Source organism: Providencia stuartii, assembly GCF_029277985.1.
GTDB classification, from domain to species: Bacteria; Pseudomonadota; Gammaproteobacteria; order Enterobacterales; family Enterobacteriaceae; genus Providencia; species Providencia zhejiangensis.
The window spans coordinates 1,698,989-1,715,445 of record NZ_CP119546.1; the positions used below are offsets into that span (position 1 = coordinate 1,698,989).

The window sequence follows — 16,457 nt, forward strand, 5'->3', positions numbered from 1 at the left end:
ATAGAACGGTTGGTAAAAAAAAGTGACTAAAGTATACCCTTTTGAATGAAAAAAGGCATATTGAAATATTGATTGTGTGTGAAAAGCGGTGATAATGACAGAAAACTCAGTTAAAACGGGTCACTAATATGGAAATACGTATCTTCCGGCAAAGCGATTTTGAAGAAGTTATCACATTGTGGGAACGATGTGATTTAAATGAGTTTGGGGGAGACCCTGAACTTGATATTGAACGCAAACTCCAATGTGGCGCAGACCTTTTTTTGGTTGCTGAAGTGTCGGGCGAAGTGGTGGGCACGGTAATGGGGGGCTATGACGGGATCAGAGGAACAGCATGCTATCTTGCTGTACATCCAGATTATCGTGGCCGCGGTATTGCTAATGCGCTCGTGAGCCGATTAGAAAAAAAATTACGAGCGAGAGGATGTGGTAGGATTGAGTTTCTGGTTAGCGAAGAATCGGATGCCGCCATTTATATGTTTGAAAAAATGCTATACGAAGAAGAGCAGCCAGCTCGACTCATTTATGCGAAAACACTGACGAATGATCTCGATTTTTAATGTTGTTGATGATTTATTGGGTGATGAGTTGGAATGTTTTTAGGAATAGGTTGTCACAGTATGCATCAAGTAATCCAATATGAATTGAGGATGTTATGCCCAAAAGTGTCATTGTGAAGCTTTCTCAGATAGCTATTTTGAGTGGTACATTTATTCTATCGGGGTGCGCAGGCTCAGGTGGGTTTTGGTCTTCACTTTCGCCAATGAACTGGTTTAGTAGCCCTATAACGGCCAAAGCTGCTGGGGTAGGAGGGATCACGGGGTTCACCCCAATGCAAGCTGACATCACCAAAGAGCGTCTGGATGATCGTTATGTCATCCGTAGTGGAATGCAAACTGAACAAGGTGAGATTGTCACTGTATTTCAAGGCTTAGATGATGATAAGGTGAAAATTGAAGTATTTGGCCCTGAAAAAGGCTATGTTTCACGCATTAGCGTCAGTGATCCTGATATTGTCACCGAGTGGGGAATTAAAATTGGTTCACCGTTTAGTGATATTTATGAAAAAGCCTTTGGTGCCTGTAAAATCGCTGAGCCTATTGATGACCAACCTACTGTTGAATGCGTCGCACCACAGACGGCACATATTGTGTATAGCTTCACTGGTAAATGGCAAGGACCAGAAGGTTTAATGCCGCCTGATGATGAATTAAAAAATTGGACAGTGTCGCGAATTATTTGGAAGAAATAATCGCTCAGCTGCTGGTTCGATTCATTCCCTATTTGCTATGTCGCTCAATCTAAATATAGTGAGAATTTTGAGGGTGTGAGTGCGTTCAATGACGTTGTTACGGAGTTTAACTTTCGTTATTAAGCCCTCAGCTCACTATTAATGCCTAGCCTTAATCAGCCCCTTAAATTCTTTTTTGTATTATTTTCCTGTGCGCCTGAATATTTGCGTTAAAACAAGGTGAAAATCATCATTGATGAGATACTATATCTCACGCACAAATAATAAATTATTTCAAAGAGGTTGATTAGCATGTCTCATTCTCAGAGCGGTATTCTGAAAGATCATAGCCGTTTCGGTATTTTTATTGAAGCAATGGTGCAAGGGCCTCTTGCTGACATAAAAACGGGATGTCAGCGTTTTGTCGACGCATTAACACAATTACAAGAACAGTACCCATCTGATAGGTTAGGCGCGGTTATTGCATTTGGTTCTGATATTTGGAAGCAATTATCAGCACCTGAAAGCGCACCTGAATTAAAGCCTTTTCGTCAATTAGGGAAAGGTCTTGCACCCGCAACACAACGTGACCTTTTTATTCATATTCAATCTCAGCGTCACGATATTAACTTTTCATTGGCACAGGCTGCACTGAAGGCATTTGGTCCTGCGATTAAAGTTGAAGAAGAGATCCATGGTTTTCGTTGGGTCGAAGAACGTGATTTGAGCGGATTTATTGATGGTACCGAAAACCCTCAGGGAGAAGAAATCGCTGAAGTTGCACTGATTGCAGATGGCATTGATAAGGGAGGCAGCTATATTCTTGTTCAACGTTATGAGCATAGTTTACATAAGTGGGATCGCTTCTCAGAGCAAGAACAAGAAAAGATGATTGGCCGTACTAAGAGTGATAGTGTGGAGCTTGATGAAAGTGAACGTAACGTTACTTCACATGTTTCTCGTGTAGTGGTTGAAGAGGACGGTGAAGAGCTGTCTATCATGCGTCATAGTTTACCGTATGGTACAGCGAGTGGAAAACATGGATTATACTTCCTTGCTTACTGTGCGCGTCTCTATAATATTGAACAACAGCTTCTTAGCATGTTTGGTGAGAAAGATGGCAAGTATGATGATTTATTGCGCATGACGAAAGCCGTTTCAGGAAGCTACTATTTTGCTCCTTCAATCGACACGTTATTATCGCTATAACATCGCCGTATTGCCGCCAGTTGGCGGCAATTGATGTTTTCATAAACACCTGATTTTTTATTCCCATCTTATCGCCTATCCATGAAGGGCGCTCATGTGACTAACCTATTGATCATCAATATAATTTGATTGCTTATTGCCATAATTTCTTGATTATATCAATTTGATATATTAAAAGGCGATTGATAGCTACACAGTTATAACTAAAGCAGCTAAAGTAGCTTAACAGCGTAGTTTTGGTTTAGTCATAAGTAGGTGCCTAATGCAGAAAGCGATCTTAAAGAAAACAGTCTTAGCGGGTTTCGCAACCTTCTCACTTATGGGTAGTGCGCCACTGATGGCGGCTGAACTACTTAATAGCTCTTATGATATTGCACGGGAATTGTTCGTTGCATTAAATCCTGAATTTGAAAAACAGTGGAATGAGCTACACCCAGATGACAAGTTGACCATCAAGCAATCCCACGCGGGATCCTCTAAGCAAGCTTTGGCCATATTGCAAGGTTTGAAGGCCGATGTTGTGACTTATAACCAAGTCACAGATGTGCAAATTTTGCACGATAAAGGGAATTTGATCCCAGAAAATTGGCAATCAAGATTACCAAATAATAGTTCACCTTATTATTCCACGATGGCGTTTTTAGTCCGTAAAGACAACCCGAAAGGGATTAAAACCTGGGATGATTTGGCACGCGAAGACGTTAAATTAATTTTCCCAAACCCAAAAACATCGGGTAACGGTCGTTATACCTATTTAGCGGCATGGGGAGCCTATGCACAAGAAAATAAAGGTGACGAAAAGAAAACGCGTGAGCAAATGAAACAGTTTTTGAAAAATGTTGAGGTATTTGATACTGGCGGGCGCGGTGCAACCACCTCCTTTATTGAAAGAGGACTGGGTGATGTATTAATTAGTTTTGAATCGGAAGTGAATAATATTCGCCAGCAATATGGTGAGTCCGATTATGAGGTTATTGTTCCTCCGGTGGATATTTTAGCTGAATTCCCTGTGGCTTGGGTTGATAAGAATGTCGAGAAAAATGGTACGCAAGATGTTGCCAAGGCTTACCTTTACTACTTATATAGCCCAAAAGCACAGCAGATTATCACGAATTTTAATTATCGAGTGAACGATAAAGACGTGATGGCTGCAAATAAAGATAAATTCCCTGAAACACGTTTATTCACGGTTGAATCACAATTTAAAAGCTGGCCTGCTGTGATGGAAACGCATTTCGCCACCAATGGTGAATTCGATAAATTGATGGCAGAAGGGCGACGTTAATGCGTCAGTCAGGGAAACGTTTTTTGCCAGGATTTGGCCTCACACTAGGTAGCAGCCTATTTTATACCTGCTTGATATTACTGCTACCTTTGAGTGCTTTAGTCATTCAGCTATCGGAAATGACATGGCAACAGTATTGGGATGTGATCAGTTATCCGCAAGTTGTGGCGGCTTATAAGGTAACCCTCCTTGCGGCATTAGTCGCGAGTTTGTTTAATGCCGTTTTTGGTATGTTACTGGCGTGGATTTTAACTCGTTATCGTTTTCCCGGCCGGACTTTTTTGGATGGCCTCGTTGATTTACCGTTTGCGTTACCTACAGCGGTAGCGGGTTTAACATTAGCGACGCTATTTGCTGCTTCGGGTTGGTATGGGCAGTATTTGCATCAATTCGATATTAAAGTCGTCAATACGTGGCTTGGTATTGCTGTCGCCATGGCATTTACCAGTATTCCGTTTGTCGTGAGAACGGTACAGCCTGTGTTAGAAGAGCTTGGCCCTGAATATGAAGAAGCTGCGCAAACATTAGGTGCAAGTCGCTGGCAAACTTTTCGTCGAGTAGTATTACCGGAGGTTTCTCCTGCGCTTATTGCTGGCACCGTATTATCTTTTACCCGTAGTTTGGGAGAGTTTGGTGCGATTATTTTTATTGCGGGGAATATTGCTTGGCAAACTGAAGTCGTATCTTTAATGATTTTCAGCCAGTTACAGCAGTTTGATTATCCTGCCGCCAGTGCGATTGCTTCAGTGATTTTAGCGGTTTCATTAGTGCTGTTATTCACAGTCAACATAGTACAAAGCCGCTTTGGTAAAAGGTTGGGGGGCAAATAATGGCTCAAATCACGCCAATTATGGTGAGTTCACGTCAACCAATCAATTGGGCTAAATGGTTCTTGATTGCTATTGGTGTCTTATTTTCAGTTCTATTACTGGTCGTGCCCATCATTTGGATCTTTATGACCGCTTTTTCGAAAGGGTTAGATGCGGTTTTAATGAATTTAAACGATGCCGATATGCTGCATGCAATTGGTTTAACAGTACTTATCGCGTTGATAACCGTGCCAGTCAATTTAATTTTTGGCACGATGCTAGCTTGGTTGGTCACACGATTTCAGTTTCCCGGTAGGCAGTTATTATTAACATTGGTGGATATCCCATTTGCCGTATCACCAGTGGTTGCTGGTCTACTCTACCTATTGTTTTATGGGTCCAACAGTTGGTTTGGTGGTTGGCTAGAAAGCTATGACATCCAATTGATGTTTTCGTGGCCAGGCATGACCCTAGTGACTATTTTTGTGACTTGTCCTTTTGTGGTGAGGGAGTTGGTGCCTTTGATGCTGAGCCAAGGTAGCCAAGAGGATGAAGCCGCTGTGTTGTTGGGGGCATCTGGCTGGAAAATGTTTTGGCGAGTGACATTACCCAATATTCGTTGGGCGTTACTGTATGGTGTTGTTCTAACGAATGCGCGAGCGATAGGGGAATTTGGGGCGGTTTCTGTTGTTTCCGGTGCGATCCGAGGGGAAACCTACACATTACCATTACAAGTGGAATTATTGCATCAAGACTACAATACCGTCGGTGCGTTTACTGCGGCTGCAATCCTCGCTGTGATGGCAATTATCACCTTAATTATTAAAAGTGCATTGCAATGGCATTTGAGCCGGCAGCGATCCGAATCAGGAGTTCATCTACCATGAGTATTCAAATCGAAAAAATTGGAAAATTATTTGGTAGGACACAAGTGCTACAGGATATCTCATTGGATATCGCATCGGGTGAAATGGTTGCGCTGCTTGGGCCATCGGGGTCAGGTAAAACAACGCTATTACGAATCATTGCTGGTCTAGAGCAACATAGCTATGGGGCGTTGCGTTTTCATGGACAAGACGTTAGCCGGATCCATGCAAAAGATCGGCACGTTGGCTTTGTGTTTCAACATTATGCTTTATTTCGCCATATGACCGTGTTTGATAACGTGGCATTTGGGCTAACGGTCGTGCCAAGAAAACAGCGTCTATCATCACAAGCGATCAAACAAAAAGTGACTCAATTACTTGAGATGGTGCAATTATCTCATTTAGCTTCTCGTTTTCCTGCTCAACTGTCTGGTGGGCAAAAACAGCGCGTGGCTTTGGCTCGCGCCTTAGCGGTGGAACCACAAATTTTACTGCTAGATGAACCGTTTGGTGCGTTGGATGCACAAGTACGTATTGAATTACGTCGTTGGTTGCGCCAGCTACATGATGAATTAAAGTTCACAAGTGTATTTGTTACTCATGACCAAGAAGAAGCCATGGAAGTTGCGGATAGAGTCGTCGTTATGAGTGAAGGCCATATTGAACAAGTTGGGACGCCTGATGATATTTGGCATCGTCCAGAAACGCGCTTTGTGCTTGAGTTTATGGGGGAAATTAATCAACTTCATGGTCAAATCAATGGTTCCCAGCTGTTGATTGATGGTTATGAATTCCCTCTGCATCATGCAAGCGCCCATCAAGGGGAAGTGGATATTTTTCTACGCCCTTGGGATATCACACTCGTGAAAGAGGTGGATGAACAGCATCGTTTACCTGTTCGAGTGGTTGAGTCAGGGCCTAGAGGGCATTTCTGGCAGTTAACGGTACAACCGATAGGTTGGGGAGCAGGGCAGTTATCAGTAGTATGGCAATCATCGCAGCAGATCCCAATACGTGGGGAACATTACTTTCTTGGGAGTCAGAAAGCGAGAATTTACCAAGGGGATCATGAGTTGCTATTTCCCCGACTCGCGCAAAGCGCCTGATACTCGTCCAATCTGAAAGGTAGATAGTGCAAGTATATCGCTTCAATATCTCCGCGATAGGGTAATTTATCCTTCTGTATTGTTTTCTACGGGGCCATATGGCCCCATTTTCGATATCTTATGACGCCTTCTTGTCAATCAAAGCCATGAGCAGCTTTTCATATATCGATATTAGTAATAAGTCTAATCACTATTATTAATTACTGATATATAAGTGAATTTTTTTCATGCTGCTAATTCCTAGGTGTTAGGATACTATCTATAACCAACAAGATAGTGATAATAGATAAAGAGAATAAGGAATTAGCAGTGGCAACTCTTGAACAATTTATAGGTAATACGCCGCTAGTAAAACTACAGCGTTTAACAGAAGGGATGGATGCTGAAATCTGGGTTAAGCTAGAAGGTAATAACCCAGCAGGCTCAGTCAAAGATAGGGCGGCTTACTCTATGATCACTGAAGCTGAAAAGCGTGGCGAAATAAAACCTGGCGACACGTTAATTGAAGCAACAAGTGGTAATACAGGGATCGCGCTAGCCATGATTGCGGCAGTTAAAGGCTATCACCTTAAATTATTGATGCCTGAAAATATGAGCAAAGAGCGTCAAGCCTCGATGAAGGCTTATGGTGCCGAACTTATTTTAGTGAGTACCGCGGTGGGGATGGAAGGCGCCCGAGACTTGGCTCAAGAAATGGAGGCGCGTGGGGAAGGGAAGGTGCTCGACCAATTTAATAATCCAGATAACCCACTGGCACATTTTAAAACGACAGGGCCAGAGATATGGCAGCAAACTAACGGCCGTATGACCCATTTTGTTTCCAGTATGGGAACGACGGGCACAATTACAGGAGTGAGTCGCTATTTGAAGTCACAATCACAAAATGTGCAGATAGTCGGATTACAACCTGCCGAAAAGAGCCAAATCCCCGGTATTCGCCGTTGGTCTCCTGAGTATTTGCCCGGAATTTTTCATCAAGAACTGGTTGATACCATACTGGATGTGAACCAACAAGAAGCCGAAGAGACGATGCGAGCGCTGGCTAAGCAAGAAGGTATTTTTTGTGGTGTTAGCTCTGGTGGCGCTGTGGCTGGTGCACTGAAAGTGGCCAAAACACATCCAAACGCGGTGATTGTAGCCATTATCTGTGATCGGGGCGATCGCTATCTTTCTACTGGCGTATTTGATGATTAATGGCGTCAGTGTTATTCGTTGTTTTTCACCGTAAGGTAAAAATAACAATGGCTAAGCTCGGTGAACGGTGAGAAGTGATGATACTGTCATTTATCGATCGTTAGCATTGTTAGCGTGGATGTATCGAGGGGCGAGTGTCATTATTTTGAGTCGTACAGGCCGTTGAGAGCGAGAAAAAACCACCAGCGACATTGATGCCATCTGGTGGTTTTATTGAATAATTTAAAACGACTGTATTATTTTTTGATTCGCATAATAACAGTTTCACCGACGGTGACTGCACCACTCAGCTTAGTCAGTTCTTTAATTTCATCCATGTTGGAGATCACAACAGGCGTTAAAACTGATTTCGCTTTTTCTTCCAGTAGTGCTAGGTCAAACTCAATAACTAAATCACCTTTTTTGACGAATTGACCTTCTTCTGCGATACGTTTGAAACCTTCACCTTTCAGTTCGACGGTATCAATACCGAAATGAACAAACAGTTCGATACCATCATCGGACTCAATAGAAAATGCATGATTGGTTTCAAATATCTTACCAATAGTCCCATCTACAGGTGCGACGATTTTATTCCCCGCAGGTTTGATAGCAATGCCATCCCCAACAATTTTTTCAGCGAAAACAACGTCGGGAACATCTTCAATATTGACGATTTCACCTGATAAAGGTGCGATAATTTCAATACTGCCACTGCTATTCTTATCATCCGAAACCAGTGATTTCAGTTTGTCAAACAGACCCATGGACCTTCTCCTAATCGTTTTTATATGGGACCGAACTAATGTGCTGTTCCTAGCATAACGTTTTTTCTTGGATAAAGGTATCAACAAGTTTCATCAATTCGTCAGCGGTTGGTTGAGCAAGTGCTTGTTCAGCCAATGCCTTAGTATCCGCAAAGTTTGCATTACGAATTAATTTTTTAATACGAGGAATAGAAATTGCACTCATACTAAATTCATCTAAACCCATGCCAAGCAACAATAAGGTTGCACGTTCATCACCTGCTAATTCACCACACATTCCTGTCCATTTGCCTTCTGCATGCGATGCATCGATAACCTGTTTGATCAGGTTCAAAACAGCAGGTGACATCGGATTGTAGAGGTGAGAAATCAGCTCATTACCACGGTCAACAGCTAGAGTATATTGAGTGAGATCGTTTGTCCCAATACTGAAAAAGTCAACTTCTTTTGCTAAATGATGAGCAATAACCGCCGCAGCCGGTGTTTCCACCATGACACCCACTTCAATTGCTTCATCAAAGGCTTTGCCTTCTTCACGTAATTGACCTTTTAGCATCTCAAGTTCTGCTTTTAGTTCGCGAACTTCCTCAACGGAAATAATCATCGGGAACATAATACGCAGTTTACCAAAACTTGAGGCTCTTAAAATAGCTCTTAACTGAGAATGTAGAATTTCTTTGCGATCAAGGCAAATACGAATTGCACGCCAACCTAAGAAAGGGTTCTCTTCTTTAGGTAAGTTCATGTATGGTAAATCTTTATCACCACCAATGTCCATTGTACGTACAATCACTGCTTGGCTGCCCATTGCTTCCGCAACGGCTTTGTATGCTTGGAACTGCTCTTCTTCAGTGGGGAGCGAATCTCGGTCCATGAATAGGAATTCAGTACGGTATAAACCAACCCCTTCAGCCCCATTACGTTCAGCACCCGCGACATCACGCACAGTACCGATATTTGCACAAACTTCCACTTGATGACCATCAAGTGTAATCGCTGGCAAATCTTTTAATTTAGCCAGTTCATTCTTCTCTTGCTGGTACTCTTCATTAAATTTTTTCAGCTTGTCGATTTCTTGATCTGACGGATTCACATAAATGTGATTGTTCACACCATCGAGGATTAGGTAATCACCATTTTTAATTTTAGTTGTTGCCTCGGAGGTACCCACAATCGCCGGTAGTTCAAGTGAACGGGCCATAATAGAGGTATGTGATGTCCGGCCACCTAAATCCGTGATAAAACCTAAAACCTTCTCTAAGTTTAATTGAGCGGTTTCTGAAGGGGTTAGGTCAGCGGCAACAAGAATAACTTCTTTGTCGATAGCGCTTAAATCAACAATTGGTATGTTGAGAATATTTTTTAATAGACGTTTACCAATATCACGAACGTCAGCTGCACGCTCTTTTAGATATTCATCATCAAGTGCTTCGAGCGCTTGAGCTTGGTCTTCAATAACGGAGTAGACGGCAGCGTCAGCGGTTTTTTTATCGCCTTTGATGAGGGAGATAATCTCTTGTTCAAGCTCTTCATCTTCCAGCAGCATAATATGGCCTTCAAAGATCTCAGCTTTTTCTGCACCAAGATTTTTTTCGGCTCGCTCTTTAATAAGGCTGAGTTGTTCGGCTGATTTGTTGCGTCCTTCAATAAAGTGTTGGATCTCGGTTTCTATCTGGTCGTCAGCAATTTTTTTTGTGCTAACAATGATAGGATCTTCTTTGAGGATTAAAGCCTGACCAAAAGCAAAACCTGGGGATACTAAAATACCTGAAATCATAATATTACCTTACTACTGCGGGTAGGTGTTCTGATGTTGAAGAGATAACAGTAAGTCTATCAATATGTAAACTGATATCCCTGAATGATGCCATTCAGGGATGAAGATTAACGCGGTAACACTGGTTCTCTCGCTAGCAAGATTACTCCAGCTCGCCCATCAGTTTAACTAAATGTTCAACTGCTTGTTTTTCATCTTCGCCTTCGGCAGAAATGGTCACAACAGTACCTTGAGTTAAGCCTAGAGTCTGTAGCTTGAACAGGCTTTTCGCACTTGCTGATTTGCCACCAGAAATCAAAGTAATATCAGAAGTGAATGCTTTGGCTTCTTTCACAAATTGCGCGGCAGGGCGAGTATGTAAGCCATTTGGTGCTGTAATAGTGACTTCTTGCTGGAACATATTATTTCCTCAATAACTTTAGTTTTTTATAATGACCCAAGCTATTGTAGTTGAATAAACTTGAGTTTGCGTATAGTTAGATTATTAACTGTTAAAAAGGTTTCCTACTTTGTCGAGAGTCAACACTTTTTCAGTTTCTCAGTGCAAAATACACCCTTTAATCTTCAAAGAATACCGTAAACAGCGACTATCTTTAACTTAAGGTGGATTAATTTCGCGCCTCAAAATAATTACTATGTTTAATACTAAACCCTCGATCAGAAATCATCTCAATACGTGCTAAAGTTTGATCCATACCACAAAAAAAGCACCATTGAGGTGCTTTTTTAACGATAAATTAACGGTTTTAATATTATTCAGCCGATAGGTCAGCAAACAGAACCGTTGATAAATAGCGTTCGCCCGATGAAGGTAAAATGACGACAATATGTTTATCTTTGTATTCAGGCTCCGCTGAGAGTTTTACGGCGGCTGCGAGTGCTGCACCGGAGGAGATGCCAGCAAGAATACCTTCTTTTTCCATTAATTGGCGGGCAGTGTGAACAGCTTCGTCATCGCTGATCTTAAATACTCTGTCGATAAGTGAAATATCTAAGTTGCCAGGGATAAATCCAGCACCAATGCCTTGGATCTTATGTGGACCGGGCTTCACTTCATCACCGGATAGTGTTTGGCTAATGACGGGGGAGGTTTCCGGTTCTACAGCGACCAGTGTGACATCCTTGCCCTTGGTTTTTTTCAAATAACGACCGATACCCGTGATTGTTCCGCCAGTCCCGACACCCGCGACGACAACATCGACCTTACCGTCGGTATCTTCCCAAATTTCTGGTCCTGTGGTTTGTTCATGAATTTCTGGGTTAGCTGGATTACTGAATTGTTGAAGTAAAACATATTTGTTCGGATCGCTTTTGACAATGTCTTCGGCTTTTTCAATAGCGCCTTTCATTCCTTTAGCGCCTTCCGTTAAAACAAGGTTAGCACCTAAGGCTTTCAACAGTTTACGACGCTCTACACTCATGGTTTCAGGCATCGTCAGTGTGAGTTTGTAGCCTCTGGCTGCTGCAACATAGGCTAAAGCGATACCGGTGTTACCACTCGTTGGTTCAACTAATTCTTTTCCCTCTTTGAGTAGTCCTTTTTTCTCTGCATCCCAAATCATATTCGCACCAATACGACATTTAACGCTGAAACTTGGGTTGCGAGATTCAACTTTAGCTAAGATATTACCATTACCAAAATGTTTTAAGCGTACTAATGGGGTATGGCCGATGGTTAGCGAATTATCATCATAAATTTTACTCATGGGATATCCTTATAATTAAGGCAATTAGCCAACTAGAACTGGGTTTGAGAAAGAATATTGCTTCCCAACATACGTGAACTCATTATTATTGCAAATATAAATTAAACATAAGCTTATAACTAATCGCTATCTTAATTTTATAACCAATTGCTATATGTATGAAAATATTCTGTGTAAAAGGTTATGAGCCAAAAGCATCACTTACCACATTTAGTATAACGTTGAATAGGACGTTAAAATGAGAAAGCGCGATAGAGTTGTGAGCTCTAGCGCGCTTTTGAATGGCTATCGAAGAGTCAAATTAATAACGTGCATAACGCGCACGATATTGGTCTACCCACATTAATGTGGCGCCGCAAACCGCGACTGGCATAATCAATAAGTTGACGATAGGGATCATCATTAGCACGCTTACAGCACCGCCAAATTGAATGTTATTCATGCGATCTTTTGCTAATGCTTGTTTCATATCGTTAAAACTAACGCGGTGGTTATCAAATGGATAATCACAGTACTGAATAGACATCATCCATGCGCCAAATAGGAACCAGAGAACGGGAGCGACGGTTTGTCCAATACCGGGGATAAAAAATAAAATTAAGAGACCAATCGCTCGGGGAAGGTAATAGCCAATTCTGACGAATTCACGCTTCACCATGCGTGGCACATCCTTAGCAACATCAATAATACCGCCATCAGGTGCGGGAATACCGGTTAATTCGGATTCAAGCTTTTCGGCCAGCCAGCCGTTAAATGGCGCTGCGATAATGTTGGCCACGGTACTAAAAAAATAAGTGAATATTAATAAGATTGAAATAACAGCAATCGGCCAAATGAGATAATCTAGCCATTGCAACCAACTTGGCACATAGCCCATGATTTGGTCAATCCAACCACCAAGCTTGCTGTATAACCACCAAAACGCGCCACCAAGTAAAATAATATTGGCTAAAAGTGGTAGAATGACAAAGCGCTTAATGCCTGGGCGCGTGACAAGACGCCATCCTTGAGCGAAGTAATAAAAACCAGAGTGATTTTTTTGTTGCGAATCTGTCGATTGAATCATACTTCTTGTTCTCTCCTTTACGGTTGACCATGTATCATATAGATAGGTTTTTAGGCTGGCTAGTCAGTATTTGCTTAAAAAATCAGCAAACGAAAGCAGAATTGTCTCTTTCTTATAAGAAAATCGTTCAGAGGGTTGCACTTAGAGCGTTTGCCAAATAATCTTAAGTATATCCGTCATATTTTAAGTTGAATCTAAGTTGACGGCGTTCAGTGACTTGAATTCCTTAAAATCACACGGTAATGTGGCTCTAAGGGCGGGTGGCTGCGCATTAGCTTGCAACTTAAAGAGTTTGACTTAGTTTTTTGCCGTGGTGGCATTATCATTCAACAATTAGAGATAGCAGCGATGCAGGATTTGCGTCTAATATTAGTGGTCGTAGGTGCGATAGCCATAGTTGCGTTATTACTGCATGGTTTATGGACTAGCCGTAAAGAGCGCTCAAAATTATTTCGTGATCGTCCCGTAAAACGCCGAAAACATGACTCTCAGGATAAATCATCTCACTATGATGATGATTCTGCACTATTCAATGAAACCCATGTGGTTGAGCCATCGACCTCGTCACCTGAGGTTTCTGAACCTGCACGTCAGGTGAAAGAAGAACGTCGTGTCGAACCTGATTTGCCACCCATTTCACCTACTGTTCGTGATACTGAGCCCGTATTCACGATAACGCCCGAGCATTCAGAACCTAATGAACCTGAAATTGCTCCGCGTCCTCATGCTGTTAATGAACCCACTGCGGTAAAACCTGAACCTGCACCGTCGCAAGGGGCTCAGCCAAACACAGCAATCAATCAGCGAGCGACAACGGTACCAGAACAACCTGAATTTGATTTTGATACAAGCGACAACCAAGAGGAGCCACAGCCGATACACCATGAACAGGAACAGGCGCACACTGAGAAGAAAACTGAACAACCGCAAAACCAATCTCCAGCGAACAACAAGGAGACGGTTCTGGTTCTTCATGTAGCTGCTCATCAGGGCCAAGTTCTACAAGGTGAAGCGCTGTTGCAAAGTATTCTTCAGGCAGGGTTCCAATTTGGTGAAATGCGCATTTTCCATCGTCATGTGCATCCTTCAGGAACAGGACCTGTCCTCTTTAGCCTTGCAAACATGGTTAAACCGGGTTCATTTGACCCAGAAACCATGTCTGATTTCACCACACCGGGTGTCTCGATGTTTATGATGGTGCCTTCTTATGGTGATGCAGGACAAAATTTCAAGTTGATGCTACAGGCAGCGCAACGCATCGCCTCCGATGTCGGAGGGGTCGTCCTTGATGATGAACGTAAAATGCTGACACCTCAGAAAATTGAGGTGTATCATGCCCGGATACGCAATACATTGAATTAAAAATCAGTATTAACTAAACCCCCTTAACTGGGGGTTTTTTATCTTTATTGGTGAAACATGACAACAAAACAATATCTTGAGACACTCAAACAGCAATTACGCCATCATGAATATCAATACCATGTATTGGATGCACCTGAAATTCCCGATGCTGAATATGACAAATTGATGCAAGAGCTCAAGGGTATCGAAGCAGAACATCCTGAGTGGATCACCAGTGATTCTCCAACTCAACGCGTAGGGGCCGCACCATTGGCCGCATTTGATACGGTGCGCCATGAAGTGCCTATGTTGTCGCTGGATAACGTATTTGATGAAGAAAGCTATCTTGCGTTCGATAAGCGTGTCAGAGATAGATTAAAAAACAATCAAGAACAAACATTTTGCTGTGAACTAAAATTAGATGGCCTTGCGGTGAGTCTGCTGTATGAAAATGGTGAACTTGTCCAAGCAGCGACGCGTGGTGATGGTACTGTCGGTGAAAATATCACCTCAAATGTCCGAACGATTCGTGCCATTCCGCTACGTTTGATAGGTGATAACATTCCTACACGAGTGGAAATTCGCGGGGAAGTGTTCATGCCACAAAAAGGCTTTGAAGCTTTAAATGAAGAGGCTCGCCGTACAGGTGGCAAAGTGTTTGCTAATCCACGTAATGCGGCAGCGGGCTCATTACGTCAACTCGACCCACGAATTACGGCTAAAAGACCATTAACTTTCTATTGTTACGGCGTCGGCTTGGTAGAAGAAGGCTCTTTACCCGATACGCATTATGAGCGTCTCATGCAATTTAAAGCATGGGGACTACCGGTCAGCGATTATGTCCAATTACGTACAGGTGCTCAGGCCGTATTAGACTTCTATCATGAGATAGAAAAAGCGCGGCCAACCCTCGGCTTTGATATTGATGGCGTAGTGATTAAAATTAACGCCATAGCGACTCAGGAAGAGTTAGGTTTCGTTGCACGTGCCCCGCGTTGGGCGACAGCCTTTAAATTCCCTGCACAAGAGCAAATGACCCTTTTAAAAGACGTGGAATTCCAAGTTGGTCGTACAGGCGCTATTACGCCTGTGGCTCGTCTTGAACCTGTTCAAGTGGCGGGTGTCATCGTCAGTAATGCTACGCTACATAACGCTGACGAAATTGAGCGTTTAGGTGTGCATATCGGTGATACTGTCGTGATCCGTCGTGCCGGTGATGTTATTCCTCAAATTGTTAGTGTCGTCGAATCAGAACGTCCTGCTGATAGCCGTGAAATTGTCTTCCCAACCCATTGCCCTGTCTGTGGTTCAGACGTTGAACGCGTAGAAGGTGAGGCAGTTGCACGTTGTACTGGCGGTTTGATTTGTGGTGCTCAGCGCAAAGAGGCACTTAAACATTTTGTTTCCCGTCGAGCCATGGACGTCGATGGAATGGGCGATAAAATCATCGACCAATTAGTCGAAAAAGAATATGTGAAAACCCCTGCTGACCTGTATCAATTAACCGCGGGGATTTTGACGGGGCTTGATCGTATGGGGCCGAAATCAGCACAAAATTTGGTCGATGCATTAAACAAATCCAAATCAACCACATTAGCTCGTTTTATCTATGCGTTAGGTATTCGTGAAGTGGGAGAGGCAACCGCTGCAAATTTAGCGGCACACTATGGCACGTTAGAGGCAGTGATGACGGCTGATGAAGAGTCCCTAAAAACCGTACAAGACATTGGTCATGTTGTCGCGAAGCACGTAGTTAACTTTTTCCGTGAAGAGCACAACCAAGCTGTTATTCATGATCTCGTACATAAAGCGAATATCCATTGGCCACAAGCGGTTGCTGTAGATGCGAGTACTATCGACAGTCCATTTGCAGGAAAAACCGTTGTCTTAACTGGCTCTCTCAGTCGACTCACTCGCGATGAGGCGAAAGATAAATTAGTTGCCTTGGGCGCGAAAGTTTCTGGTAGCGTTTCTAAGAAGACGGATTTGGTTATTGCGGGTGAAGCTGCGGGTTCAAAACTGGCGAAAGCGAATGAGTTAGGTATACCCGTCATTGATGAAGATGAGCTTATTGCGTTATTAGGTGCCTAATCTTTTTATTGACGTATCGTATTTAAG

The 16,457-nt window shown here is 42.8% G+C and carries 15 protein-coding genes; 10 read left to right on the forward strand and 5 right to left on the reverse strand.

Features of this window, described 5'->3' with window-relative positions:
* The first annotated feature begins 128 nt into the window (after window positions 1-128).
* The 8 genes from P2E05_RS07365 to cysM all read left to right on the forward strand — a co-directional run bounded on the left by P2E05_RS07365 (window position 129) and on the right by cysM (window position 7,700).
* Complete coding sequence (locus P2E05_RS07365; protein ID WP_154625141.1) at window positions 129-560, forward strand: GNAT family acetyltransferase; 432 nt, start codon at window positions 129-131, stop codon at window positions 558-560.
* A 95-nt stretch (window positions 561-655) separates the two neighbouring features.
* A complete protein-coding gene (locus P2E05_RS07370; protein ID WP_269723890.1) occupies window positions 656-1,252 on the forward strand; it encodes an RpoE-regulated lipoprotein in 597 nt (198 codons plus the stop codon).
* Between the two features lie 291 nt (window positions 1,253-1,543).
* Complete coding sequence (locus P2E05_RS07375; protein WP_196713262.1) at window positions 1,544-2,440, forward strand: Dyp-type peroxidase; 897 nt, start codon at window positions 1,544-1,546, stop codon at window positions 2,438-2,440.
* Between the two features lie 319 nt (window positions 2,441-2,759).
* Window positions 2,760-3,725 carry a thiosulfate ABC transporter substrate-binding protein CysP gene (cysP, locus tag P2E05_RS07380; RefSeq protein WP_269204878.1) on the forward strand — a complete coding sequence of 322 codons (966 nt, stop codon included), beginning with the start codon at window positions 2,760-2,762 and terminating at the stop codon, window positions 3,723-3,725.
* Window positions 3,725-4,555, forward strand: coding sequence for a sulfate/thiosulfate ABC transporter permease CysT (gene cysT, locus P2E05_RS07385; protein ID WP_154625137.1), 831 nt, complete (start codon window positions 3,725-3,727; stop codon window positions 4,553-4,555). The genes cysP and cysT overlap by 1 nt, the downstream gene beginning before the upstream one ends.
* The gene (gene cysW, locus P2E05_RS07390) at window positions 4,555-5,421 is read left to right on the forward strand and encodes a sulfate/thiosulfate ABC transporter permease CysW (protein ID WP_163861031.1); all 867 of its coding nucleotides are present in this window, start codon (window positions 4,555-4,557) and stop codon (window positions 5,419-5,421) included. Before cysT ends, cysW begins: the two co-directional genes overlap by 1 nt.
* The gene (gene cysA, locus P2E05_RS07395; protein WP_154625135.1) at window positions 5,418-6,506 is read left to right on the forward strand and encodes a sulfate/thiosulfate ABC transporter ATP-binding protein CysA; all 1,089 of its coding nucleotides are present in this window, start codon (window positions 5,418-5,420) and stop codon (window positions 6,504-6,506) included. The genes cysW and cysA overlap by 4 nt, the downstream gene beginning before the upstream one ends.
* Window positions 6,507-6,815: 309 nt before the next feature.
* On the forward strand, window positions 6,816-7,700 hold the full coding sequence (gene cysM / locus P2E05_RS07400; RefSeq protein WP_196713261.1) for a cysteine synthase CysM: 885 nt from the start codon (window positions 6,816-6,818) through the stop codon (window positions 7,698-7,700).
* Window positions 7,701-7,936: 236 nt separating this feature from the next.
* Here cysM and crr read toward each other — a convergent pair whose 3' ends face one another.
* From crr to cysZ, 5 genes are all read right to left on the reverse strand, one after another.
* The gene (gene crr / locus P2E05_RS07405; protein ID WP_154625134.1) at window positions 7,937-8,446 is read right to left on the reverse strand and encodes a PTS glucose transporter subunit IIA; all 510 of its coding nucleotides are present in this window, start codon (window positions 8,444-8,446) and stop codon (window positions 7,937-7,939) included.
* A gap of 49 nt (window positions 8,447-8,495) precedes the next feature.
* The gene (ptsI, locus tag P2E05_RS07410; protein ID WP_154625133.1) at window positions 8,496-10,223 is read right to left on the reverse strand and encodes a phosphoenolpyruvate-protein phosphotransferase PtsI; all 1,728 of its coding nucleotides are present in this window, start codon (window positions 10,221-10,223) and stop codon (window positions 8,496-8,498) included.
* Between the two features lie 142 nt (window positions 10,224-10,365).
* On the reverse strand, window positions 10,366-10,623 hold the full coding sequence (gene ptsH, locus P2E05_RS07415) for a phosphocarrier protein Hpr (RefSeq protein ID WP_008910625.1): 258 nt from the start codon (window positions 10,621-10,623) through the stop codon (window positions 10,366-10,368).
* A gap of 352 nt (window positions 10,624-10,975) precedes the next feature.
* Window positions 10,976-11,929 (reverse strand): cysteine synthase A, encoded by a 954-nt coding sequence (gene cysK, locus P2E05_RS07420; RefSeq protein ID WP_163861033.1) that lies wholly within the window; start codon window positions 11,927-11,929, stop codon window positions 10,976-10,978.
* A gap of 301 nt (window positions 11,930-12,230) precedes the next feature.
* Entirely contained in the window at window positions 12,231-12,995 is a 765-nt protein-coding gene (gene cysZ, locus P2E05_RS07425) for a sulfate transporter CysZ (protein ID WP_154625131.1), read from the reverse strand.
* Between the two features lie 348 nt (window positions 12,996-13,343).
* Between cysZ and zipA the strand changes: the two genes are divergently transcribed.
* The gene (gene zipA, locus P2E05_RS07430) at window positions 13,344-14,357 is read left to right on the forward strand and encodes a cell division protein ZipA (protein ID WP_195848206.1); all 1,014 of its coding nucleotides are present in this window, start codon (window positions 13,344-13,346) and stop codon (window positions 14,355-14,357) included.
* Window positions 14,358-14,414: 57 nt separating this feature from the next.
* Window positions 14,415-16,430 (forward strand): NAD-dependent DNA ligase LigA, encoded by a 2,016-nt coding sequence (ligA, locus tag P2E05_RS07435; protein WP_154625129.1) that lies wholly within the window; start codon window positions 14,415-14,417, stop codon window positions 16,428-16,430.
* The last annotated feature ends 27 nt before the right edge of the window (window positions 16,431-16,457 follow it).